Source organism: Mesorhizobium sp. B2-3-10 (assembly GCF_006442275.1).
GTDB classification, from domain to species: domain Bacteria; phylum Pseudomonadota; class Alphaproteobacteria; order Rhizobiales; family Rhizobiaceae; genus Mesorhizobium; species Mesorhizobium australicum.
The window spans coordinates 59,525-83,541 of record NZ_VFVT01000007.1 but is presented as its reverse complement, the minus strand read 5'-3'; the positions used below and the strand labels follow the sequence as shown (position 1 = coordinate 83,541).

Below are 24,017 nucleotides of genomic sequence, written 5' to 3'. Positions count from 1 at the left end.
TCCCGCTTATCGCTGGAAAGGTCCCCTGAGATTGAGGTTCTCGGCCAGAAGGCAGAAGCGGTCGATCAACCGGACAAGGTCTTCGCCCTGCTCGGCGACAACGGCGCCTCGCTCGGCAGGCGAGGTATCGGAGAGAGCCTTCCACAACCGGCCTTGCCGATCGCAGAGATCCGCCAGTCCGGAACATTCGCTGGCGGTCAGTTTCAAGAGGTGGCCGGCGGTCACCAATCCAATGCCTGGAGGCGTGGTTGCTCCAAGGGAAAGATAGGCCGGCGGCACGCTGCCTTTTGCGTTCGTCACCGACTTTCGGCAGATGACATCGAATAACTGGTCGACGGCCTGCTTGGCGCCGGCGACGCGCGAGGGATGATCCGTATCGGCTGCCGCATGCGGCAGAAGCCCGAGTTTTCCGCTGTGCTTCTCGACGAGGCCGAGATAGGGCAGCATCGGTCCGGAAAGGCGACCGGTCGCGGCATCCTTGAACAGGTCGGCATCGATCGCGGCATGACGCATCCTGCCCGAGGACAAGGCTTCGCCGAGGGCCGCCACGTCGACAAGCTCGCCGCGATCGTAGTTGACCAGCACCGCGCCTTTGTTCATGCGCGACAGGACATCCGCGCCGATGAGCCCGGCATTGGCGTAGCGGCCGGTCTGCGCATCCTGCTTACCCAGGCCGACATGAACACTCAACACATCGGCACCATCAGCCGCATCGAGGAGATCCAGCGCATAGACAAAGCCTTCGGCCTCTATCCAGTCCCGATGCCGGGGCCGTGCGTGGATCACCACGCGCATGCCGAAGGCCCGGGCAAGTTTGGCCACCTCCCTGCCGATATTGCCGTAGCCGACGATCGCGATCGTCTTGCCTTCGAGCTTTTCGGTCGGGAAATCGCGCAGCTCCCTGCCGGTGTCGAAGGCGCCGCGCGCCACCCGGTTGTGAAGCAAGTCAACCGGGAGATCCGGCAGCACTTTCAGGATCGCCTTCATCACCATCTGCGCCGTGGCGCGGCTGTTGATGCCGGGCGTATTCATCAGCACGGCCGTACCGCCTTCGCCGCTGCCGCCGCCCCAGGAATGCGAACCCATATTGCCGGTGCCGGCGCCGATGCGCACGCCGGCGAGCGGAAAGACGGTTTCGGCGGGCAGGAAGGTCGCGGCGGCAATGACGGCATCATAGCGTCCATCGCCGGCGACTTCGATCAGCTCTTCGCGGGTGCTGAGGTCCGGCTGATAGAAGAAATGCACGCGGCCAGATTCGAGAGCGGCCTTGTCGCCAAGCGCAGCCGCATGAAAGCGGCCGCCCTTGGCTTCGATATGCGCACGCACCTCCGACGGGGTCGGGCTTTCCGTCGGCGTCGAAGCGCAGGCCGATCAGATCGCAGACCAGCACGGTGTAGGCGCGTTGCGGATCGACCGGTTCAACGGCGCGGGTGTCGGCATTTGCGATCACGTCGGTTTCCTTCGTGCAAGAGCGGAGTCCTGCTGGTCCGGCAGGCTTTGAATAATCAGAACCTATCCGCCGGGAACGGCGCGAGATCGATCACCGGCGGCAGACCAGCGGCGAGTTGCGACACGATCTTGCCGGTTTCAGGTACAGTGCGATGCCGCCATTGGTCCCTTGAACGGGCAGGTCGGACGCGCGTAAAATCGCGCTATCTGATTGAGTCTGCTACATTCGTTCGGGCTAATGTCCGGATTGGTCTGGTATTTCCTTGCACACTGATGCGACCAGCGCGGCCAAGCGCGGCAAATCATTTGCCCATGTGGCGGAAGCCTCCTGGGGCAAGGGCCTCAGCACCTTGCTGCGCATCGTGCGCATGACGCTGCGCCATCCCTGGCAGATTGCAATCACCCTCATCTCGACCTTTATCGCGGCGACGCTGCAGCTTTTCATTCCGCGTCTCCTGGGACGCGCCATAGACCAGGCGCAAGGGGTGATGGCGGCGGGGGCCGGCACCGCGGCCGAGCGGGCGCTGTGGAATACGGCGCTGACGCTGTTGGTCGTCAGCATCCTGCGAGGCCTCTTCACCATGGCGCAGAATTACTATGGCGAGGCCGTCGGCCACCGGACAGGCTATGAGCTGCGGCTCGCCTTCTACGAGAAAATCCAGCGGCTGAGCTTTTCCTTCCACGACAAGGTCCATACCGGCGATCTCATCACCCTCGGGCTGCTCGACCTCGACGGCGTGCGCATGTTCTTTTCGACCGGTATCCTGCGCGTGGTGCTGCTTGGCGTGCTGATCGGTGTCGGCGCCTATCTGTTGATCAGCACCGATCTCGTGCTCGGGTTGTTGAGCCTCAGCTTCGTGCCGTTTGTTGCCTGGCGCTCGTCAGTGACGCAGCTCCGACTGCGCAGCACCTGGCTGACGCTGCAGGAGCGGCTGTCGGTGCTGAGCCGGGTGATGGATGAGAATCTCGGCGGCATCCGTGTCGTGCGCGCCTTCGCGGCTCAACGGCATGAGCTGGCAAAATTCGACCGTGCCAAACGAGACGCATTGGACCTAGCCAATGAGCGCGTCGACATCCGCGTCTCGAACACCAGCGCCATGAATTTTTCCTTCCTCGCCGCCATGGGCCTGGTGCTGTGGTTCGGCGGACAGAAGGTGATCGCGGGTCAGATCAGCGTCGGCACGCTGGCCCAGTTCCTCACCTTCATGACCATATTGCAGATGCCGGTGCGCCAGCTCGGCCTGATGGTCAACTCCTTCGCGCGCGCCTCGACCTGCGGCACGCGGCTGTTCGAACTGCTCGACGCTGAGCTCGACATCAAGGACGCGCCCGACGCCAGGGAGCTCGTCATCACCGAGGGCGTGCTGCGCTTCGACGATGTCGGTTTCCGCTATCAGGGCGCGGGCGAGCGTCCGACGCTTTCCGGCGTTTCCTTCGAAGCCAGGCCCGGCGAGACCGTCGGCATCGTCGGGCCGCCAGGCAGCGGCAAGTCGACCATCGCGCACCTGATCCCGCGCTTCTACGACCTGACCTCGGGCGCGATCACCATCGACGGACAGGACATCCGCAATGTCACGCTGCAATCGCTGCGCAAGGCGGTCGGCGTCGTGCAGCAGGATGCGTTCCTGTTCACGACCTCGATCGAAAACAACATCGCCTACGGCAATCCCTGGGCGCGCGAGACCCGCATCGGCCAGGCCGCTGAGTATGCCCAGCTGCACAATTACATTATCGGGCTTCCGGCCGGCTACACCACGGTCGTGGGGGAACGCGGCGCCTCGCTTTCCGGCGGCCAGCGGCAGCGCCTGACCATCGCGCGCAGCCTGATGTTAAGACCATCGGTGCTGGTCTTCGACGATTCCACGGCCGCGGTCGACGCCGGCACCGAGCAGCGGATCCGGGCGGCGATGAAGCGCTTCGCCAGGGATCGCGTGACGCTCATCATTTCGCATCGGCTGAGTTCGCTGATGCATGCCGACCAGATCCTGTTCGTCGAGGGCGGCCGGATCGTGGAGCGCGGCACGCATGAGGAATTGCTGGCGCTCGGCGGACGCTACCGCGCGCTTTACGACCTGCAGTTGCGGCCGGACGACGATCGGCTCGAGGGAGCCGCCTGATGTCGACGCAGGACGACGAGAAGGAAGATACAAGCCGACGCCCGACCAAGGCCGTCGTCGGCTCGCACCGCGATGAGGAAGAGGTCTTCGGCAAGGCCTACGATCCACGAATCGTCAGGCGCATCTGGAGCTTCGTCAGACCATATCGGGGCCGGATCTTCATCTCGGTCGCGGCGGTGCTGGTGTTCACGCTGACACAGTTGGCGATCCCGCTGGTCATCCGCTACGCCATCGATCACGGCATGGCGCCAGGCAGGCTCGACCGTTCGGTGATGATCACCGCGATCGCCGCTTTTGCCGTGATCATCCTCATCAACTACGCCGCCAGCCATGTCCAGGAGAGCGTCGTCGGCAAGGTGGCGGAGAACGTGCTGTCCGACCTGCGCCGCGCCATGTTCAGCCACCTGCAGCGTGTCTCTCTGGGCTTCATGGACAAGACCGAGGTCGGCCGGCTGATGTCGCGCCTGCAGGGCGACGTCAATTCGATGCAGGAATTCCTGGAGACGTCCGTGATGTCGGTTGGCGACATCGTGCTTCTGTTCGGCATCGTCACCGTCCTGCTGTGGCTGGACTTCCGGCTCGGGCTGCTGACGCTGTCGACCATGCCGGCGCTGTTCATCGTGCGCCTGTTCTGGCTGCCGCGCGCCAAGATCGCCTTCATGGCCGCGCACGAGACCAACTCCATCGCCAACGGTGCGCTGGCCGAAGGCATCCACGGCGTGCGTACGGTGCAGAGCCTGGAGCGCCAGCACGTCAATTTCGATCTCTATGACGAGAAGGTGCTGGCCAATCTCAACGCCCATCTGCGGTCGGCGAGATATGCGCAGGTGATGGTGCCGATCGTCGACACACTGACGGGCATCGCCATGGCGACCGTGATCGTCGTCGGCGGGTCGATGGTGCTGTCGCACAGTCTCGATATCGGCGTGATGGTGGCGTTCCTGTTCTACATCCAGCGCTTCTTCGACCCGATCCGCTCGCTCACCATGCAATACAGCGTCATGCAGCGCGCCATGGCGTCAGGCCAGCGCATTTCCGAAGTGCTCGACGTGCCCGTGGATGTCAGCGACAAGGAAAATGCGGTGGCGCTGTCGCGCGACATGGACGGTTCGGTCGAGTTCCGGAATGTCACCTTCGGCTACCGGCCGAACCAGCCGGTGCTGAAGAACATCTCCTTCCGCGTCAATCCGGGCGAGACGGTCGCGCTTGTCGGGCCGACCGGATCAGGCAAGTCGAGTTCGATGGCGCTGGTGCACCGCTTCTACGATGTCTGGTCGGGTGAGGTCCTGGTCGGCGGCCATGACGTGCGCGACCTGACGCAGGATTCGCTCGGCGATCAGGTAGCCATGGTGCTGCAGGAGCCGTTCCTGTTCTCCGGCACGGTGCTGGAGAACATCCGCTATCACAAGACCGGCGCCAGCCGCGAAGAGGTGGTCCGCGCCGCACAAGCCGTCGGCGCGCACGACTTCATCGAGCAACTGCCTGACGGCTACGACACCGAACTCGAGCAGCGCGGCGGCAATCTCTCGCTCGGTCAGCGCCAGCTGATCAGCTTCGCGCGGGCGCTGGTGGCCGACGCCAAGATCCTGGTGCTCGACGAAGCTACCGCCAGCATCGATTCCTACACCGAGATGCTGATCCAGAAGGCATTGATCAAGCTGCTCGAAGGGCGCACCGGGTTGGTCATCGCGCACCGGCTGGCGACCATAAGGGGCGCCGACCGCATCATCGTGCTGCAGAATGGCGATATCGTCGAAAGCGGCAACCATGAACAGTTGATGAAGAGAAAAGGTCTTTACGCCCGCCTCTACAACATGAACTACGCTTCCTTCGACGACATTTCCGAGGAAGCCATGGGAATGGACGCTTCGGTCGGCGAAGCGACGTGAGCCGGTGCTGGCAGGGTGCGAGCCGACGGATTGCCTGATGCCTCCGACAAGACCTATTTGCGAGATCCCCTGACGTGGCCGCTAACTTGAACGCCGTCTTCGGCGCGCAGGTACAGGAAGCCCGGAATCGAGAGCAGCGGGATGATCGCGGTCAGCAGGAACACTTGGTGAAAGCGTTCCGGCGTGAGGAGATGGCTTTCGCCCGCAATCAGGCCCAGCAGCATCGCGGCGATCGAGACGCCAAGCGACACGCTGAGCTGCTGCAGCACACCGCCAAGGCTAGTGGCGCGGCTGAGCTTGTCGGCCGGAAGATCGGCGTAGGACAGGGTGTTGGATGTCATGAACTGCGCCGAGCGGACGATGCCGAACAGAAAGACATAGAAACCGATCAGCCAATGCGGCGTATCGGGACCCATCAGGGCGAAGCCCGCCACGGTGGCGGAGCCGACGAGCGCGCTGCCGACCAGCACCACACCGAAGCCAAAGCGCCGCAGCAGCGGCGACAGCAGCGGCCGCATGAGCAGCGCCCCAAAGCTGCCGACGAATGTCAGCGAGCCTGATGTGACCGGGCTCATGCCGAAGCCGACCTGCAGCATCAGCGGCACCAGGAAAGGCACGCCGTTGAGACCGACGCGGCACAGGCCGCCCGCCAGCGTGCCGACCCAGAACGAGCGGAACCGAAACAGCGTCAGGTCGACAGCCGGCGCCACGACGCGGCGTGCATAGCGCCCGAAGGCAAGCAGCAGCAACGCGGCCGCGGCCAACACCAGCACCGTCGCGGACCCGGGAATGACCGGCCGGCCGATATTCTCCAGCCCGAACTGCAGTAGTGCCACGCCAAACCCCACCATCAGGAAGCCCGGGACATCGAAATGCTGCACCGCCTCGCCATGGAAGTCGTCGACGAAGCGCAGCGCGGCAACGATACCAAGGCAGCCGAACGGCACGTTGACATAGAATATCCAGCGCCACGACGCGTAGGTGGTCAGCAGGCCGCCGAGCAGCGGCCCGATGACCGGCCCCATGATGGCCGGCAGGGTCATATAGGTCATGGCGGTGATCAGGCCGCTGCGCGGAAAGCTGCGCAGCAGGATCAGCCGGCCGACCGGCGTCATCATGGCGCCGCCCAGCCCCTGCAGGGCACGCATCGCCAGCAGCATGCCGAAACTGTCGGCCATGCCGCACAGCGCCGAGCCAAGGGTGAAGGTGAAAAGCGCCAGCGCGAACACCCTGCGCGCGCCGAACCTGTCGGCAAACCAACCGCTGACCGGGATGAACACGGCGAGCGTCAAGATGTAGGTGGTGATCGCAAGGTTCAGACGGACCGGCGTCGTGTCGAGACTTTGCGCTATTGCCGGGATCGCGGTGGTGATGATGGTGGAATCGAGCTGCTCCATCAAAAACGCGATGGCGACGATGATCGGAATGATCAGCCGCAGCCTCGGGTCGCGCTCGGTGGCAAATTGAGGCTGTTCCAATGCTCTGGTCAATTCCGTCATGCAGATGGCTTCTACCGGCCAAAGTGGCTTGTCCCGGTTCAAAGGCAAGATTGCCTTGCCGGCCAGCCGGGCCTGATCGCAGGCCCTCTTGTGATCCGGCAAATCGGCGAGCGGTAGTCATTTCCGCTTCGCTGGAAGTCAACAAATCTTGACCGGCACCACGAGTGCCGCGGACAAACACTGCCCATTTCAGCGAGCGCCGTCCCGATTTCGTGAAGGAACGTGTGCAGCGAGCCGGGCGTTCTTTCCCATATGTCTCGAATGGCAAGGAGACATGCTGATGAGAAAGCGAAGCGTATTCCTCGGCTCCCTCGTGGTGCTGTTGGCCGCGAGCGCCGTCCCGTTTGCCACTGTGGCCGATGCCGCCGTCACCAGGCACCATTATGTCCGCGTCATCGCCGCCCATAATGACCACGCGCACGCCGCGAACCGCGGACGCGGCCACCGTCACGGTTGGGTCGGCAGGGGCTGGACCGGCGAGAATTCGGCCGACAATAACGACTGGATGGACAGCTACTACAATGGCTACGGCAGTTACCGGGGCCGTGCCGACGACTTCTGTGGAACCATCCAGTGGACGCTCGGCCTGTGCGGTCCCCACGGCCCCTAACGCCTGACCGCCGGAGCCGACGAAGTTTGCTGGCATCACGCCATTTCGGGACGTCTCGACGCCTCGCGGATCGCCCTATGCACGCCGCGCTGCAAATCCATGAAGGCCGGAGTCTCCATGACCTCTTCCCGGCGCGGGCGCTCAATGTCGACGTTGAAGGTCTGCATGATGCGTCCCGGGCCGATCCCCATGACGACGATGCGGTCCGATAGATAAACGGCCTCCTCCACGTCATGCGTGACGAACAGCACCGTGAGCCGGTGCTCCTCCCAGATCTGGGTCAGCAGTTCCTGCATCTGGTGTCGGGTCAAGGCATCGAGCGCGCCGAAGGGTTCGTCCATCAGCAGCATTTTGGGGCGATAGGAGAGAGCGCGCGCGATGGCGACGCGCTGCTTCATGCCGCCCGACAGTTCGGACGGGAAGCGATCGGCGCTTTGCGTGAGCTTGACGAGGTCGAGATGCTCGAGCGCGATCTCGCGGCAGGCGGCGCGATCATAGCCGGCGGCCTTGAGAGCAAACTCGATGTTCTGCCGCGCCGTCAGCCAGGGGAGCAGCGTATAGGACTGGAAGACAACACCACGGTCGAGGCCCGGCTGCAGGATCGGCGCGCCATCGATGCTGAGATCGCCGGCGTCGAAATCCTGCAGTCCCGCGACGATCGACAGCAGCGTGCTCTTGCCGCAGCCCGACGTGCCGACGAGGGAGACGAACTCGTTGTCGGCGAGGTCGAGATTGATGTCCCGCAGCACTTGCGTGCGCCGCTCGCCGGTGCCGAAGCTCTTGTCGAGACCCGCGATGCGCAATTTGGGAACAGTCACCGGCGGTTCCTCATTGCTGGTGGCCTTCCTGCCGAAACAGCACCTTCTCCAGGGCCTTCATGACCTGATCGGTGATGAGGCCAAGCACGCCCAAGAGCAGGATGTAGCCGATGATGGTGTTTGTCTGGAAATAGCGCTGCGACACGGTGATGCGATAGCCGAGGCCGGATGTCGCAGCGACGAGTTCGGCCAGCACCAGCCAGGTCCATGCCCAGCCAAGGCTGATGCGCAGCGTGTCCCAGATGCCCGGCAAGGCGCTGGGAACGACGATGCGCGTCAGGATCTTGCGGTCCGGCAGGCCGAGCGTGCGCCCAAGGCCGATGAAGTCGGCGGGAACCCGTTTCACATTGTCCATGATCATCAGCACCTGCTGGAAGAAAGTGCCGATGAAGATGATCAGGAATTTCTGGGTATCTCCGGTGCCGGCCCACAGGATGGAGAGCGGCACGAAGGCGACAACCGGCATGTAGCGGATGAAATCGACCAGCGGCTCGATGGCCGCCTCCCAGGAACGGAAACTGCCGATCAGCACGCCGATCGGTATGGACAGTGCCGAGGCGAGGAGGAAGCCGATGGAAATGCGGTACATCGAAGCCCTGAGGTCGAGCCACAAGGTGCCGTCGGCGGCGAGCTTGGCGATCTGGGTCGCAACGCTGCCCGGCGACGGCAGGAAGATGGGTTTCACCCATCCCAGCCCGGTCGCTGCCCACCAGGCAAGGCCAAGGCCAACAAAGACGGCCACCGCTATCGCAAGGAAACGCGACCGGGCGATGGGCACGCCGATCCCGGAGGATCGGCGTCGCCTTGCCTGTGTTGCGGCGGGCGCTCGTGCCGGGCGGGCCAAGCCGGTTTTCGCGGGAGGCTCCCCGGACATCCGCGTTACCACCGCGATCCGGATCTCGTCACTGCGCCGCCTTGACGAAGGACGGATCAATCATCTGCTCCGGCGTCACATCGGCCTGCAGAAGCTTGGCGTTCTTGGCGGCCGCTTCGACATCGGCGAATGTCTTGGTGGTAAACTCGCCGGTGAGCGCCGTCTTGTTTTCGGCGAGCGAATAGTAGCGCACCCCGTCGAAAGCGGTGTTGAGGTCCTTGACGTCGGAACCGACCGCCTTGGCGATGATGGCGCGGCCGCCGGGGGTGTCGGCGTTATAATCCTTGAGCGCGGCGTCCCAGCTCTTGATCATGGCCAGCACCTGGCCGGGTCGCGATTTGATCACCTCGTCACGCACCACCAGCACGTCGCTGATCAGGCCGGGATCCTCGCCGGCGGTGAACAGCAGCTTGACGTCCTTGTTCTGCGCCATGGCGACAGTGAGGTACGGCTCGTAGGTGACCGCGACCGGCACCTGGCCCGCGATCAGGGCGCCGCCGGCGTCGGCGGCAGGCATCGGAACCGGCTGGATATCGGCGACCGACATGCCGTTCCTGGCGAGCGCGTATTTGAGCAGGATGTCGCTCGTCGTGCCTTCCTCGAAAGCGACCTGCTTGCCCTTGAGATCGGCGATGGAGGTGACATCCTTGCCGGCGACGATGGCGTCGGCGGTCATGGAGACATCGAGCAGCAGCACGATCTTCACCGGCAGACCGGCCGCAACCATGCCCATCGCCGTGTGGGTGGCGATGTTGGCGGCGTCGAGTTGGCCGCTTGCGAGCGCCGCGTTGATATCCTTGTCCTCGGCAAAGTTGACGATCTGGACGTCCGACAGATCGTTTGTCTTGAACAGTCCCTTGGCCTCGGCGACGTGCCATTGACCATATCCAAGCCAGGGCTCGATGCCTATCTTGAACGATCCAGCTTCAGGTGTCGTCGGGATGGCAGCATCGGCTGCGTGGGCCACCGGGGCGGTGGCGAGCCCGATCGCGGCGGCCATCACGAGCGCGCGAAATTGTCCTGCTAGGTTAAGCGTCATCTTTCGTTCCCCTTGATGATCAGACCGCTTTTTACCCAGGCATCCGGTCTGGTGAGAGTGCGGGGTTCTGCTCTTGCGGCACTGTGCCTCGGCGTCTTGCCCGCCACTTCATGGTTGAAGCGCTGACATATTTCAGCGGCAGCGGCAGCGGATGTCAAGGCTGAAATACATACATGCATATACAAGTTGGAGAGACTCAAATTTCAGGTTGATCCAGCTCGGCGGCTTGCATTGGCCCGTCGCCTTCAGCTCGCTCTCGTCGCCTTCAGCTCGCTTTGGAAGGCGAGTAGCGGCTGCCGAGCGAGTAGCGGCTGCTGGCATAGGTCAGCTTGCTGACCGTGGCCACGATGGCCCCCGTCCATGTCCGGCGATGCAGGAGAAGGCAGCAACTGCCGACATCGATGCCGAGATGCTGTGCGGCCTCCTTGGTGGCCGGGATGGCGGAGATGATATGCTCGACCTCGGTCACCGGCGTCTTCTGCATCAGGTAGTCATAGGTCGCTGTCTTGGTGAAGTCCTGCTTGTCGTAGTCGGGGATCAGGCCCGGATTGACGAAACGCTCCTCCAGTTGCACCGGCAAGTCGTTCTCGAAATTGACGACGACGGAGTGATAGATCGAAACCCGCTTCGCAAACTCGAACGACAGTGCCAATTCCTTGCTCGGCATCATCGTTTCGAGAACGAGGACCTCGGAGCGGTGGCTGTTGCCGCGCTCGACGATCTCCGCCGCGATATTGTTGATCTCGATCAGCGTCGACTGCGGCCGGGGCGGCGCGATGAATGTTCCCACACCCTGCAGCCGGATCAGGAATCCCGCCGAGGTCAGCTCCCGCAGAGCCCGGTGGACCGTCATCCGCGACACGCCCAGTGACGCCACCAGCTCGTTCTCGGACGGCAGCTTGCGGTCCTTGCCCCACCGGCCCGTCCCAATATTGGTCAGGATATAGTCCTTCACCTTCTCGTAGAGGGGGCTTGCCGTGTCGGGCAAATCGATCATTTCAAAAACCCTTTCCGGCAGGTTGCCGCATGCGGATGATTGTTTTCAAGCCATCGCTGCTTCCCGCCAACAGCCGCTCATAGGCAGCTGGGATGTCGTCCAGACCGATCTCGCAATCGACCAGGGCCAGCAGCGGTTCACTCAGCTCACCCAGCATCCGGACAGCGTCTGGCAATTCGTCCGCGAAAGCATGGCAGCCGAGCAACGCGATCTCGCGTTCGACAAGAACATTGGGGTCGATGTCGAGGCGGCCATGGAAGATGCCGACCATCGCTATCGCACCACCAGGATCGAGAACGCCGAGCAACTGGCTGAACGCCGCGATGCTACCGGTCGCCTCGATGGCCGCCAGCAACGGGACATTGGCGGTCGCGGCTGCAATGGCCTCGCGGTCGAGATCGACGATCGTGGCGCCCGTCACCCGCGCCACGCGGGCGCAGCGCGCCTGGTTGCGGTCGGCGACAAGCACCGTGCCGGCGAAGGTTCGCGAAAGCAACAGCGCGGCAAGACCACCGATCGGCCCGCAGCCGACGACCAGAACCGAACCTACCGTCTTCGGCAGACGCCGCACCGCGTGCAGCGCGACGGCAAGCGGCTCGGCCATCGCCGCGACGCGCTCGTCAAGGCTCCCATCGATGACATGCAGCAGACGTGCGGGCAACACCGCCTGTTCTGCAAAGCCGCCGTCGCAGATTTCGCCGACGAAGCCCAGCGCAGCGCAGAGATGCCGCTTGCCGGCACGGCATTGCGCGCAGTCTCCGCACCAGAAACGGGAATCGGCGACGACCCTGTCGCCGACGGCAATGGTATCGACGCCCTCGCCCAGCGCGATCACCGTGCCGGTCAACTCGTGGCCCGCCGTCGAGGGCGCCCGGCTTATCCATTGGCCGGTGCGGAAATTGTGCAGGTCCGAACCGCAGATGCCGGCGGCATCGACCCTGAGCTTTACCCAGCCGGCATCGGGAATGCCTGGCGCGGCGATGTCCTCGACGCGCAGGTCGCCCGGTCCATAAAGTCGTGCCGCCCTCATCGCGATCGTCTCCGCTCAGCCGGCGAGATAGCGGTCGCGGATTTCCGAGACCGCGTTTTCGTGCGAGCTGAAGCCTTCGTAGCGGGCGAGCCTGCGGGCATGCTGCGCCAGTTCCGGATACGCGGCCGAGGTGACATAGCCGACCGAAGAGCGCTTGACGAAATCCGTCACCGAAAGCGGCCCGTAGGTTCGCGCCCAGCGGCTGGTCGGCAGCACCGCATTCGGCCCGAGGACGAAGTTGGCAAGGGTTACCGGCGTATGCGGGCCCATGAGGATTTCGGCCGCCTCGGTGATGTGGCCGAGATGCGCGAACGGCTCCTTCGACAGGATTTCCAGATGTTCGGGCGCGTAGTCGTTGATGAAGCGATAGCTTTCCTCCAGCGACGCCGTCAGCACGATGCCGCCGCGCTTTCCGGTCAGCACCGCGCGCGAGAATTCCACACGCTGTTCGGTCATCCGCGACCAGTGGTCGGGAAGTGCAGCAAGGGCTGCCTCGGCGACCTTTCGGCTGTGCGTCACCAGATAGGCTGAAGAATCCGGCCCGTGCTCGGCTTCGATCAGCAGGTCGAGCGCGGCAAGGCCTCCGTCGACGCTGTCGTCGGCAAAGATGATGGCCTCCGACGGTCCGGCCGGCAGGCCCGTATTGATCATTGAGGACAGCACGCTCTTGGCCGCCACCACCCAGGGGCTGCCCGGGCCGACGATCTTGAGCGCCGGCTTAACCGTCTCGGTGCCGTAGGCGACGGCGGCAACGGCTTGCGCGCCGCCGCATTTATAGACGGTTTCGACGCCGGCAAGGCGAGCGGCGACCAGCGTGGCCGCGTCCACCGAACCATCCGAAGTTGGCGGCGTCACGATCGCGATCCGCGGCACGCCGGCAATCACAGCCGGAACCGACGTCATCATCGTCACCGATGGAAAGGCGCCCTTGCCGCGCGGCACGTAGAGCGCGACCGATGCGATGGGCGTATACCGGTCGCCGGCATAGGCGCCCGGCCGGATCTCCTTGAGCCACATGGTCTCCGGCTTCTGCTCCTCATGAAAATGCCTGATATTCTCGATGCCGAACCTGATGCTCTCCACGACTTCCTTCTCGACCTTGTCGAAGGCCGCATCGAACTCCGCTTCCGACACTTTCAGTCCGCCTTCCCTCACATTGGCCTTGTCGAACTCCCTGGCGAAACGGATCAGGGCGGCGTCACCCTCTTCCCTGACGGCCTGGATGATCGGGCGGACCTTTTCGACGAAGGCCGACAGATCGCCTTCGGCGCGTTTCAGCAGACCGGCCCGTTGCGTGGTATCGAGGGATGACAGATCGTGGAAGCTGATGTCGGACATGGGTGCTCCTTCTGTTCAGAGCAATGCGCCGGCCGGTCACATTGCGGAAGACTTTGTTCTCTAACCTGGGCGAGCCGCCTCAGATCGATGCGAGGAAACCGCCATCCACCGGAATGGACTGGCCGGTAATGTAGGCTGAGGCATCCGAAGCAAGGAACACGGCGACGCCGTGCAAGTCGCGCAGATCGCCGAAACGATGCTGCGGGATTTTGGCGAGTATGGATTGCCGCCACGCTTCGTCGGCGTAGAACACCTCCGTCATCGCCGTCCTGAAATAGCCCGGGGCGATGGCGTTGACCCTGATGCCAAGCTGCGCCCATTCCGCTGCCAGCGCCCGGGTCATGCCGAGCAGGCCCGACTTGGACGAGCCGTATGGCACCGCCGTCGGAATGCCGACTTCTGAAGTCAACGAGCAGAGGTTGATAATGGCGCCGGGCCGCCCGGCGTCCCGCATCTGCCGTGCCGCCGCCTGGGCGCAGAAGAACGCCCCTTTGAGATTGGTATCGACGATCCGGTCCCACAGCGGCTCGTCAACGTCGAGCGAGGGCCGGACCTCTTCCACTCCGGCATTGTTGACGAGAATGTCGAAGCCGCCAAGCAGGCGGGCTGCCTCGGCGATGACCGTGCGGCACTGGTCGACATCGGTCACGTCAAGCGCAATGGCGTGCGCAACCCCGCCGGCCGCGCGGATGGCCGCCGTCGTCTCGTCAAGCGAGTCCAGGCTACGCGCCGTGACCGCGACGTCGGCGCCGGCCGCGCTCAGCGCCCCGGCGATGCTGCGGCCAATGCCACGGCTGGCGCCGGTGACAAGCGCCTTCCTGCCGGAGAGGTCGAAAAGAGAAGCGTCGCGCATGTGATCCTCCTTGGCCGCTCCATAGCCCAGAGACTACCAGATCGACTTACATATACAAGCATATACAAACAAAGCTGATTGCGATAACGTGACGTCAGCCGCCGCACCAGGATCGCGTAGTTGGCTCTTCATACGAGATGCCACGGGCGGCAGCCCTGTCGCAAATGTCGTAACCTCCCGAAAGCAAGCAGAATTGCCTGGCGTACCCGACACGAAAGTCTGGGTCTGCCGCGCGTGCGGGATATCGGCCATTGAAAACTATCGTGCCCCTCGAGCCGGCCGCCTTGTCGTGAGAGCCTCGTCCATGAACGAAAGCAGCCCGCCCCGGAGCCTCTATCGCGATACGGCTGGCGGCACCGGCAACTACCCCTCCCTTGCCGGCGCGCAGCGGGCAAGGGTCGCCATTGTCGGCGCTGGCTTGACCGGCCTGTCGACTGCCTTGCATCTGGCGGAAGCCGGCGACGACGTCTGCGTGCTCGAGGCCTATCAGCCGGGATGGGGAGCCTCGGGCAGGAATGGCGGCCAGGTCAATCCCGGCCTCAAATACGATCCCGACACGATCGAAGCCATGTTCGGCCCCGAGCTGGGGTCGCGGATGATCGACTTCTCCTACGGTGCTCCGGATTTCACCTTCAGCCTCATCAAGCGCCTGTCGATCGATTGCGAGGTCCGGCAGAACGGCACCATACGCGCGGCCATCCGGCCGCAGCCGGCAGCCGCGGTGCGGGCCACGGCCAACCAATGCGAGCGGCGGGGGATGCCGGTCGGCTTGCTTGACGCAAAAGCGATGGCGGCGCGAACCGGCACGGACAGATACATGTTCGGCATGTTCGATGCTCGCGGCGGCGACCTCCATCCCTTGAAATACGCGCGTGGCCTGGCGGCCGCCGCGCGGAAGGCCGGCGCGCGGATATTTGGCGGCAGCGAGGTTCTCTCGCTCAGCAGGCAGGCCGGGCGCTGGCTCCTCGAGACCGCAAACGGATCCGTCAGCGCCGAGAAGGTCCTTGTGGCGACAAACGGCTACACGGGAAACTTGTGGCCTGGCCTGGAGCAGTCGCTGGTTCCGGTGTTCAGCGCCATCGCGGCGACCGAACCGCTGTCGCCCACGGTCGCGGCCGCAATTCTTCCCGAAAGGCCGGTCGTCTACGAAGCCGGCAACATCACCGTCTATTACCGCATCGACGTCCAGAACCGGCTCCTCATGGGCGGACGGGGACCGATGAGGCCCATCGGCGATGCTTCCGCCATCCGCTATCTCACCGACTATGCGCTACGGCTCTGGCCGGCGCTTGCTGGAGCGGGGTGGACACATGGCTGGAACGGCCGGGTCGCGGTCACCAAGGACCATCTTCTACACGTTCACGAGCCGGAAGACGGCGTGCTGATCTGCCTTGGCTACAATGGCCGCGGTGTTGCCATGGCCTCGGCGATGGGCAATGCGCTGGCAAACCGCCTTCGCGGCGACGAGACCATTCCCTTCCCGATGCCGATATCGGGGCTGAAGCCGATCCGGCTCCACCGCTTCTGGCCGCTTGGCGTCAGAGCGGCGATCCTTTCGGGCCGGGTGAAGGACCGGTTCGGCCGATAACGGAAAAATACGCCGCTATGCTCCGGCCTTGGCATCGGACAATCTTCGGGCGTGGTCGTCCATGCATGCGGAGCATCAGCGCCTGCTGATTTGCGACCGTGCACTGCAAGTCGCCCTGCGGCGCGCAGGCGCGTTCAACGGCCGGCTTCAGCCAAGCGCCTCAGCGCGCCAGCGGTCGGAGCGGGATATGTTCCGAGCACGCTACTCGGCGGCTATCCTGGCGCGCTGCCGGCCGAAGAGCGCCAGACCGACATCGTCCACGGCGAGGCCAATGCGGGTCTGGATCGCTTCGGATGCCAGCACGCCATCAGCGAAATCTTTCTCCGAGGCGTATATGGCCGTCGGCAACGCAAAGGCTTCGAAAAAGCCGAACAGCGGCCGCAGCTGATGCTCGACGATCAATGCATGGCGATCGCCGCCGCCGGTCGCCGCCAGCAGCACCGGCTTGCCCCTGAGGGCCGCCGGATCGACGAGATCGAAGAAATGCTTGAACAGCCCGGTATAGCTGCCTTTGTAGGTGGGCGAGCCGACCACCAGGACATCGGCGGTCAGGATCCGCTCGAGGACGGCGCGGGCCTGCTCGTCCAGGTCCCGAGTGGCTTTGGCATTGCCAAGGCTGGGACCGAGATCGACGATGTCATGGGTACTGGCGGCGAGGCCGTATCGTCCGGCGATCTCCGTCACGATATGGTCCACGAAGCCACGGGTCTTGGAGGGCCGCGTGAAATTGCCGGAGAAGCCGACAATGGCCGGATTGGTCATGATGGATGCCCTGTGATCTTTTCGAACCAGTTTGCCAATGTCCATAGTTTTTATAGACATTGCTGCCGAACAAAAGGAATTCACGGTCGCCGTGGGACGAAATCGGAAAAGATTTTTCTCCCGGGGAGCCAGATCGCCCGCCTGCATGCCGGATGATGACGTCACCCGATCCAGATGCACTTGGCAGCCGTCGCACGCGAAGGGCGATGCGACCGGTGGCGAAAAGGGGGACCATCACCGTTTGTTCGGAACCTGATCGCCCGGCGGCTGTTTTCCGTTCAGCCAAATACGGAGGAAGCCATGGCACGCGACAGAACCGAATATGAAACCGGCGCACGGAAGTATCCCGCCAGGACCGGCCCGGATCCGAACAATGATTTCTCGGTTGACGCAGCGGGCAACAAGCCGCCGGCAGGCGGAATGGGGCTTACGCGACCGGCGGATCAGACAAATGAAGAGACACACCAGTCAGAAGGACAGAACCCGCCTCGCAAGGCGACGCCCAGCCCCGCAACGGAGAAGACATCCGGCGCGGGCCCGGCGATCTCCGAGCACTCGAAGGACGCGAAGGCTCCAAGGTCGGGCCGCCAACCCGGCGCCTATGTCAAGGACTGACGCGGACGGGGGCGATACCTTCTGACAAGCCATGCGCCGCGCAGACCGCCGGTCTGCCGCGCGTTGAACTTTCTTCAGCCGAGGAGACGACCATGCAGACGAAGTCACAAACGGCCGGTGAAGTCGCCAAGCAGCGCCATATCCAGCGCAGCATCGATGCCAAGGACAAATCGAAGCGCAACGGAAAGGCGGAGCACGCCATGCAGGCAGGCGCGCGCCCCTATCCCGAGCCGCCCTTCCCCAAGCAACATCAGGCGAAACCCGGGCATGAAGCGGCGATCGAGCCTGCTCCGCTCTACGATGCACCCTACTATGTCGGATCAAAGAAACTCGAAGGGAAGGTGGCTCTCATCACTGGTGGCGATTCGGGTATCGGCCGCGCGGTCGCGGTTTTGTTCGCTCGCGAAGGCGCCGACATCGCAGTCGTCTACCTGGCCGAGGACAGGGATGCCGAGGAGACAAAATCCGCTGTCGAAAAAGAAGGCCGACGCTGCATCCTGTTGAAGGCCGACGTCAGTGAACGCCAGGACTGCCACGATGCCGTGGCGACCACGGTCGAAACATTCGGCCGCATCGACGTGCTGGTCAACAACGCCGCCTTCCAGATCCATTCCAGCGACTTCGGCGACCTGACCGAAGAACATTTCGACACGACGCTGAAGACCAATCTCTATGGCTATTTCCATATGGCGCAGGAAGCCGTGCCCCACATGAAGCCGGGCTCGGCGATCGTCAACACGGGTTCGGTTACCGGCATAGAAGGCTCGAAGCAGCTGGTCGACTATTCGATGACCAAGGGCGGCATCCATGCTTTCACGCGCGCGCTTTCGGGCAACCTCATCGCCAAGGGCATCAGGGTGAACGCGGTCGCGCCTGGCCCGGTTTGGACACCGCTCAATCCGTCCGACAAGGAAGCCGACGACGTCTCGAAATTTGGCGCCGACACGCCGATGAAACGGCCGGCCCAACCGGAGGAACTGGCTCCCGCCTATGTTTTCCTCGCCTCCCCGCACTGTTCGAGTTACATCACCGGCGAGATCCTGCCGATCGTCGGCGGCTACTGAGGTCAGCGCAATGTATTTCATTGCCCTGGCGACCGACTATGACGGGACCCTCGCACATGACGGGACGGTCTCCAACAAGACGCTCGCGGCACTGGAGCGGTTCAAGAAAAGTGGCCGTAAACTGCTTCTGGTCACCGGCCGCGAGTTGCCCGACCTCAAGCGCGTGTTTCCCGATGTCGGCCTGTTCGACAAGGTCGTCGCCGAAAACGGCGCCCTGATCTACACACCGGCCAGCGAGGAAGAGCGGGCGATCTCACCATCGCCGGAGCCCGAATTCGTCGCCAGGCTGAAAAAGCAGGGGGTGAAGCCACTTTCCGTGGGACGGTCGATCGTCGCCACCTGGGAACCGCATCAGGCGACCGTGCTCGAGGTCATCAAGAAGATGGGGCTCGAACTCGAAATCATCTTCAACAAGGGCGCGGTGATGATCCTGCCGAGCGGCGTCAACAAGGCCACCGGTCTGGCGGCCGCGCTCGAGGACCTTCACCTGTCGCCGCACAATGTTGTGGGTATCGGCGACGCCGAGAACGATCACGCCTTCCTGAAGGCCTGCGGCTGCAGCGTTGCGGTCGACAATGCCATTCCCGCGGTCAAAAGCACCGCGGACCTGGTCACGCGCGGCGCACGCGGCAAAGGCGTCGAGGAACTGATCGCCAAGCTGATAAAAAGCGACCACGGGATCGTGCCGAAGCGTCATGGCGGGATTGTTCTGGGATCGTCCGGTGGTGACGACATTTATCCGTCGCCGACCGAAAGCGTGCTCATCGCCGGCAGTTCGGGCATCGGCAAATCCACTTTGGCCACCGCACTGACGGAACGCTTCGTCGACAGCCAATTTCAATTTTGCGTCTTCGATCCAGAGGGTGACTATGACGGCCTCGAGGGCGCCGTTCGGCTGGGGGATGCATCGAGCGCGCCGACAAAGGCGCAGGTGCTCGACCTGATCGCCAAGGCCGACAGCAATGTCGTCGTCAACGGGCTGGCGCTGCGTGTCAACGAACGGCCAGACTTCTTTGCCGACCTGCTGCCTGGCCTTGGCAGTTTCCGTCGCCGCACCGCAAGGCCGCATTGGCTGATCATCGACGAAGCGCACCATCTTCTTCCGAAGCGGCGCGACGACACCCGCGCCGTGCTCTCCCTGGAACTGCCGGGCACGATCCTGATCACCGTCCATCCCGAGGCGATTTCGACCGACGCCCTGCGCCTGATGACGGCCGTCATCGCCCTTGGCCCGAAGGCGAAGGACGTGGTGAAGACCTTCTGCCATGAGACCGGCATCGAGCCGCCGAAGGACATTCCCACGCCCAAGGGCGATCGGGTTCTGTTCTGGCGGCCGGGGGCGCGCAAAAAACTCACAATGGTCAAGGTCATAGAACCTCGCCAGTCGCTCAAGCGCCACAGCCGCAAATATGCCGAGGGTCAACTCGATGAGACAGGCAGCTTCTATTTCCGCGGTCCCGACGACGCGATGAACCTCAGGGCCCATAATCTGATGATCTTTGCTCAGATGGCCGAAGGCATAGACGACAAGACCTGGGAGTTCCATTTGCGCGCGGGCGACTATTCGAAATGGTTCCGCCACCAGATCAGGGACAAGGACCTCGCCCGCGAAACCGCCGAGGCGGAAAAGGACAGCAAGCTTTCGGCTGACGAGAGCCGCAAACGGGTGCTCGATGCCGTTCGGCGGCGCTACACGGCACCCGCGACGGCGCCCGAGGCGTAACAGCCCGACAGGAGGCGGTCATGAGCGACGACCGGCATGGCAAAGACGACAAAGACGGACGCGGCGAAAATGGACCTGTCTTCTCCGCGCGCCAGGCTTCGCAAGGCGAGATCATCCTGCGAACCCGCACGCGCCGGATCATCTTCGTGGCAGGACTGGTCGGCATCCTGATCCTGGCGGCGGTGGTCAGGTTCGCGATCGGTTGAACCTGCCTTGTTGCAGCAGCCGCCGCGACAGGGTGTGTCGGGCAAGGCTGACCGCGATTGGAACCCGGGCGCCGACTTGGCGTTCAACCTCCATCGAGAAGGAGAAACGATCATGCCCCGAGGCGATAAATCCAAATACACCGACAAGCAGGAACGCAAGGCCGACCATATTGCCGAAGGCTACGAGAAGCGTGGCGTCTCCGACAAGGAAGCCGAGCGGCGCGCATGGGCGACGGTCAACAAGGACGATGGTGGCGGCAAGAAGGAAGGCGGCTCCGGGCGTGGCAAGCACACAGGTCACCCAGCGGCGCACAAGGGCGGCAAAAGCGGCGGAAAGGCGTCCGCTTCCCGATCGGCCGCCAGCCGGTCCGAATCGGCAAAGAAGGCGGCGGCGACCCGCAAGAGGAACGCCGAACACCACGCCCACTGACCGACCGCGAGGATTGGACGCCGGCATGAAATCGCGACTCGTCAACGAGGCCAATGGCCAACGGACATTTGTCGTGGTGCTCGACCCGGGCGAGGAAGCGTTCGCGGCACTGACCAGCTTCGCGGTCGAGCAGAAGATCGGCAGCGCCTCCCTGACGGCGATCGGCGCGTTCCAACGGGCCACCGTCGGTTGGTTCGACCTGGAGGCGAAGAGCTATCGAAAAATCCCGATCGACGAACAATGCGAGGTCCTGAGCGCGATCGGTGATGTCGCGACGGGCGATGATGGCAAGCCAAGCCTTCATGTCCACGCGGTGCTTGGCTTGAGCGACGGCACGACCAAAGGCGGCCATCTGCTCGAAGGCACCGTTCGGCCGACATTGGAAATTACCGTGGTGGAAGCGCCGGGTCACCTGCGCCGCCGCAAGCGAGCCGAATTCGGCGTGGCTTTGATCGATCTCGGTGCCTGAAGCTGCCGCGGGTGTCGGTTGGCGGGCTTCGCCGCTGGCGCGTGCCCCAGAAAGCGACGTAAAGGCAATGACGGACAGCTTTGCCCTACCCCTGAACACGCCCCCCATGGAGGCCAAGGCAGCCGACGCTCTGCCGGATAGGGAAGGCTTTTGGCAATACGAGCCCAAATGGGACGGGTTTCGCTGCCTCGCCTTCAAAGGCGACACGGATGTCGACTTGCGCGCCAAATCCGGCAAACCGCTCGGTCGTTACTTCCCGGAGCTCGTCGCCATGCTGCGGCAAGTCGAGGCCCGCAATTTCGTGGCCGATGGCGAGATCGTCATCGAGCTCGAAGGCCAGCTTTCTTTCGACGCGCTGCAGATGCGGCTTCACCCAGCCGAAAGCCGCATCCGCAAGCTGAGCGCGCAAACGCCTGCCCGGCTGATCCTGTTCGACATGCCGGTCGCGCCGGGCGGCACGATCCTGCTCGGCGAGCCGTTGTCGCAACGACGCCGGGCGGTCGAGGGCTTCGTTCAGGACTACGCCGAGCCTGGCTTGCGGCTCTCGCCCAGCACGACCGAACCGGCGGCCGCCAGACGCTGGCTTGAGGAAGCCGGCCATGGTTCCACCGACGGCGTGGTCGCCAAATTGCTGGCCGACCCCTACCGTCCAGGGGAACGCGCGATGGTCAAGGTCAAACGGTTGCGTACGGCCGACTGCGTGGTTGGAGGATTCCGCTATCTGACCGGCAGCAAGGAGGTCGGCTCGCTCCTGCTCGGCCTTTACGATGATAGGGGCAAGCTCGACCATGTCGGCTTTACCTCGACCATCGGCAGGGATGACCGGGCTGGCGTCACCCGAAAGCTGGAAAAGCTGCGTGGCGGACCCGGCTTCACCGGCAAGGCGCCGGGCGGGCCTAGCCGCTGGAGCACGCAGCGCAGCGGCGAATGGGAGCCCCTGCGGCCGGAACTGGTGGTCGAGGTCCGCTTCGACCATGTCACCGGCGACAGGTTCCGGCATGGCACCAAACTGTTGCGCTGGCGGCCGGACAAGGCGCCGCGTCAATGCACCATGCAACAGATCCAGTGATGGAGTTCGTGCCGCGGACGCGCTTGCGACGCCCGGTCGCGATGAGAGCCGACGCAACGGTCGCCTCTTTGCGAGATGGCTGGAACAACCGTCCTCACGGCAAGTTGTGCTCCAGCTACACCGCTGGTGGGCTTCACGACAATTGGAGATGACAATCATGGCGACTGCGAAGAAAGCGGCAACGAAAGGGCTTGAAGCCCTGTTCCTCGACGGGCTGAAGGACATCTACTACGCCGAGAAGAAAATCCTGAAGGCGCTGCCGAAAATGGCAAAAGGCGCCGAATCCGAAGATGTTTCGGCAGCATTCGAGAAACACCTGCAGGAGACTGAGGGCCAGGTCGACCGCCTCGAACAGATCTTCGAACTCCTCGACAAGCCGGCCCGGGGCAAGACCTGTCCGGCCATCGACGGCATCATCGAGGAGGGTTCGGAAATCCTTCAGGAATACAAGGGCGACCCCGCGCTGGATGCTGGGCTGGTCGGGGCGGCGCAGGCCGTCGAACACTACGAGATCGCGCGCTACGGGACGCTGATCGCCTGGGCTGAACAGCTAGGCAAGAGCGACGTGGTCAAACTCCTGAACGAGACTCTCGAGGAGGAGACGGCGACCGACGAGGCACTTTCCAGCCTTGGCGAGGGTGGCGTCAACGAGCGTGCCCTGGAACAGGCCGCCTAGCTGGCGAGCTGTTGCCCCGGGCGCTTCAGGCGATCCGGGGCAAACTCCCCGGATTTCGGAGAACGACAATGGACCCCCGCAAAAGAGAGCAACCCGCAGTTCAGACGGAAGACCCGACGGAGACTGAAGGTCCCACGGTAGAGCAGCAGGACTGGGACGCGCTAGCAGGCGCGAAAATCCTACCGGATGACGTCGAGGTGGAAGACGAGGCCGACGGCGAATTGCCCGAGGAAGATGACGACAACGCCTACCAGGAAAGCGACGAGGCATTGCCCGACGATGTCGAGGAAGCGGTGCTGTCACGCGATCCTTCAAGGGAAGGCGGCCGCTTCGACGAGGAGTGACCAAACTACGGGCGGATTCCGCTCAGCCGACCGCGTGCATTGGGGGCTCTTCGTTCTCGTCAGGATTGGGTAACGGCGCCTCATCGGGCAATCCTTCCGGCTCCGGTTCGCCGATCGGCTTGGGCTTCCAATTGGGAGCCGGCATGGGTACGTCGCGGTTGGGGTCGGGTTCTCTCGGATCGGGCATCAAATCTGTCTCTCTTTCTTTCGGCGAACTGTGCGGGTCGGCTCTGCCCAGCACGGTCGCATGCAGAGCCCGTCCCGAGCGCTCGGGACGGGCACGGAGCCACACAGGTTTGCTAGCGATTCTTGTGGCTTTGCTCGCCAGCTCTCACATGCTGTTCATGGGTTCCGCCACGCGTCGTGCCGGCGCTGTCGCCGCCTTGTTGGCGATGGTTGTCACCGGCCGCCTGCTGCTGACGGCGGTTCTTATCGTCCATGTTCTTGTGGCTCTGCTGGCCTGCTTTCACATGTTGCTCATGGCTACCACCTTGATTGGGCATCTTCTTCTCCTTTGAGTTATGCGAGGCGATCAACCGCCTCAAGGGTCAAAGACGC

Annotated in this window: 22 protein-coding genes and 1 pseudogene; 12 read left to right on the top strand and 11 right to left on the bottom strand. The window is 63.6% G+C overall.

What is annotated here, in order from left to right; translation table 11 throughout:
* Positions 1-6 precede the first annotated feature (6 nt).
* A pseudogene (locus tag FJ943_RS20685) lies at positions 7-1,411 on the bottom strand (2-hydroxyacid dehydrogenase); the annotation flags it as partial.
* Positions 1,412-1,712: 301 nt separating this feature from the next.
* Between FJ943_RS20685 and FJ943_RS20680 the strand changes: the two are divergent.
* Positions 1,713-3,566 (top strand): ABC transporter ATP-binding protein, encoded by a 1,854-nt coding sequence (locus FJ943_RS20680; protein WP_140724339.1) that lies wholly within the window; start codon positions 1,713-1,715, stop codon positions 3,564-3,566.
* Complete coding sequence (locus FJ943_RS20675; RefSeq protein ID WP_181174593.1) at positions 3,566-5,455, top strand: ABC transporter ATP-binding protein; 1,890 nt, start codon at positions 3,566-3,568, stop codon at positions 5,453-5,455. The genes FJ943_RS20680 and FJ943_RS20675 overlap by 1 nt, the downstream gene beginning before the upstream one ends.
* A gap of 53 nt (positions 5,456-5,508) precedes the next feature.
* Here FJ943_RS20675 and FJ943_RS20670 read toward each other — a convergent pair whose 3' ends face one another.
* Entirely contained in the window at positions 5,509-6,954 is a 1,446-nt protein-coding gene (locus FJ943_RS20670; protein WP_140724334.1) for a DHA2 family efflux MFS transporter permease subunit, read from the bottom strand.
* A 280-nt stretch (positions 6,955-7,234) separates the two neighbouring features.
* Here FJ943_RS20670 and FJ943_RS20665 point away from each other — a divergent pair, with 280 nt between their 5' ends.
* On the top strand, positions 7,235-7,564 hold the full coding sequence (locus FJ943_RS20665) for a hypothetical protein (RefSeq protein WP_140724331.1): 330 nt from the start codon (positions 7,235-7,237) through the stop codon (positions 7,562-7,564).
* A gap of 35 nt (positions 7,565-7,599) precedes the next feature.
* Here FJ943_RS20665 and FJ943_RS20660 read toward each other — a convergent pair whose 3' ends face one another.
* The 7 genes from FJ943_RS20660 to FJ943_RS20630 all read right to left on the bottom strand — a co-directional run bounded on the left by FJ943_RS20660 (position 7,600) and on the right by FJ943_RS20630 (position 14,513).
* Positions 7,600-8,382, bottom strand: coding sequence for an ABC transporter ATP-binding protein (locus FJ943_RS20660; protein ID WP_140617505.1), 783 nt, complete (start codon positions 8,380-8,382; stop codon positions 7,600-7,602).
* Positions 8,383-8,392: 10 nt separating this feature from the next.
* A complete protein-coding gene (locus tag FJ943_RS20655; protein ID WP_041163526.1) occupies positions 8,393-9,256 on the bottom strand; it encodes an ABC transporter permease in 864 nt (287 codons plus the stop codon).
* Positions 9,257-9,284: 28 nt separating this feature from the next.
* A complete protein-coding gene (locus FJ943_RS20650) occupies positions 9,285-10,295 on the bottom strand; it encodes an ABC transporter substrate-binding protein (protein ID WP_140724328.1) in 1,011 nt (336 codons plus the stop codon).
* Between the two features lie 265 nt (positions 10,296-10,560).
* Positions 10,561-11,292, bottom strand: coding sequence for a histidine utilization repressor (gene hutC, locus FJ943_RS20645; RefSeq protein ID WP_140724325.1), 732 nt, complete (start codon positions 11,290-11,292; stop codon positions 10,561-10,563).
* Position 11,293: 1 nt separating this feature from the next.
* Complete coding sequence (locus FJ943_RS20640; RefSeq protein WP_140724322.1) at positions 11,294-12,322, bottom strand: alcohol dehydrogenase catalytic domain-containing protein; 1,029 nt, start codon at positions 12,320-12,322, stop codon at positions 11,294-11,296.
* Positions 12,323-12,337: 15 nt separating this feature from the next.
* Positions 12,338-13,660, bottom strand: a complete 1,323-nt coding sequence (gene hisD / locus FJ943_RS20635; RefSeq protein ID WP_140724319.1) for a histidinol dehydrogenase — start codon at positions 13,658-13,660, stop codon at positions 12,338-12,340.
* A gap of 79 nt (positions 13,661-13,739) precedes the next feature.
* A complete protein-coding gene (locus FJ943_RS20630; protein WP_140724316.1) occupies positions 13,740-14,513 on the bottom strand; it encodes a glucose 1-dehydrogenase in 774 nt (257 codons plus the stop codon).
* Between the two features lie 304 nt (positions 14,514-14,817).
* Between FJ943_RS20630 and FJ943_RS20625 the strand changes: the two genes are divergently transcribed.
* Positions 14,818-16,101 (top strand): FAD-binding oxidoreductase, encoded by a 1,284-nt coding sequence (locus FJ943_RS20625; protein ID WP_140724313.1) that lies wholly within the window; start codon positions 14,818-14,820, stop codon positions 16,099-16,101.
* A 201-nt stretch (positions 16,102-16,302) separates the two neighbouring features.
* Here the strand turns inward: FJ943_RS20625 and msuE are convergent, their stop codons facing one another.
* Positions 16,303-16,863, bottom strand: coding sequence for an FMN reductase (msuE, locus tag FJ943_RS20620; RefSeq protein WP_015319100.1), 561 nt, complete (start codon positions 16,861-16,863; stop codon positions 16,303-16,305).
* A 707-nt stretch (positions 16,864-17,570) separates the two neighbouring features.
* Here msuE and FJ943_RS20610 point away from each other — a divergent pair.
* The 8 genes from FJ943_RS20610 (at position 17,571) to FJ943_RS20575 (ending at position 23,459) form a co-directional block, all read left to right on the top strand.
* Positions 17,571-18,542 (top strand): SDR family oxidoreductase, encoded by a 972-nt coding sequence (locus tag FJ943_RS20610; RefSeq protein WP_140724308.1) that lies wholly within the window; start codon positions 17,571-17,573, stop codon positions 18,540-18,542.
* 10 nt (positions 18,543-18,552) lie between these two features.
* Positions 18,553-20,265, top strand: a complete 1,713-nt coding sequence (locus FJ943_RS20605) for an HAD family hydrolase (RefSeq protein ID WP_140724305.1) — start codon at positions 18,553-18,555, stop codon at positions 20,263-20,265.
* A 20-nt stretch (positions 20,266-20,285) separates the two neighbouring features.
* Positions 20,286-20,471, top strand: a complete 186-nt coding sequence (locus tag FJ943_RS20600; protein ID WP_140617515.1) for a hypothetical protein — start codon at positions 20,286-20,288, stop codon at positions 20,469-20,471.
* A gap of 112 nt (positions 20,472-20,583) precedes the next feature.
* On the top strand, positions 20,584-20,901 hold the full coding sequence (locus FJ943_RS20595) for a hypothetical protein (RefSeq protein WP_015319105.1): 318 nt from the start codon (positions 20,584-20,586) through the stop codon (positions 20,899-20,901).
* Positions 20,902-20,926: 25 nt separating this feature from the next.
* On the top strand, positions 20,927-21,370 hold the full coding sequence (locus FJ943_RS20590) for a PPC domain-containing DNA-binding protein (protein ID WP_015319106.1): 444 nt from the start codon (positions 20,927-20,929) through the stop codon (positions 21,368-21,370).
* A gap of 67 nt (positions 21,371-21,437) precedes the next feature.
* Positions 21,438-22,439, top strand: a complete 1,002-nt coding sequence (locus FJ943_RS20585) for an ATP-dependent DNA ligase (RefSeq protein WP_140724302.1) — start codon at positions 21,438-21,440, stop codon at positions 22,437-22,439.
* Positions 22,440-22,596: 157 nt separating this feature from the next.
* Positions 22,597-23,115: a ferritin-like domain-containing protein gene (locus tag FJ943_RS20580; RefSeq protein ID WP_015319108.1), complete on the top strand. Its 519-nt coding sequence runs from the start codon at positions 22,597-22,599 to the stop codon at positions 23,113-23,115.
* A gap of 68 nt (positions 23,116-23,183) precedes the next feature.
* The gene (locus FJ943_RS20575) at positions 23,184-23,459 is read left to right on the top strand and encodes a hypothetical protein (protein ID WP_015319109.1); all 276 of its coding nucleotides are present in this window, start codon (positions 23,184-23,186) and stop codon (positions 23,457-23,459) included.
* Between the two features lie 299 nt (positions 23,460-23,758).
* Here the strand turns inward: FJ943_RS20575 and FJ943_RS20565 are convergent, their stop codons facing one another.
* A complete protein-coding gene (locus FJ943_RS20565) occupies positions 23,759-23,962 on the bottom strand; it encodes a hypothetical protein (RefSeq protein WP_140661611.1) in 204 nt (67 codons plus the stop codon).
* Positions 23,963-24,017 lie beyond the last annotated feature (55 nt).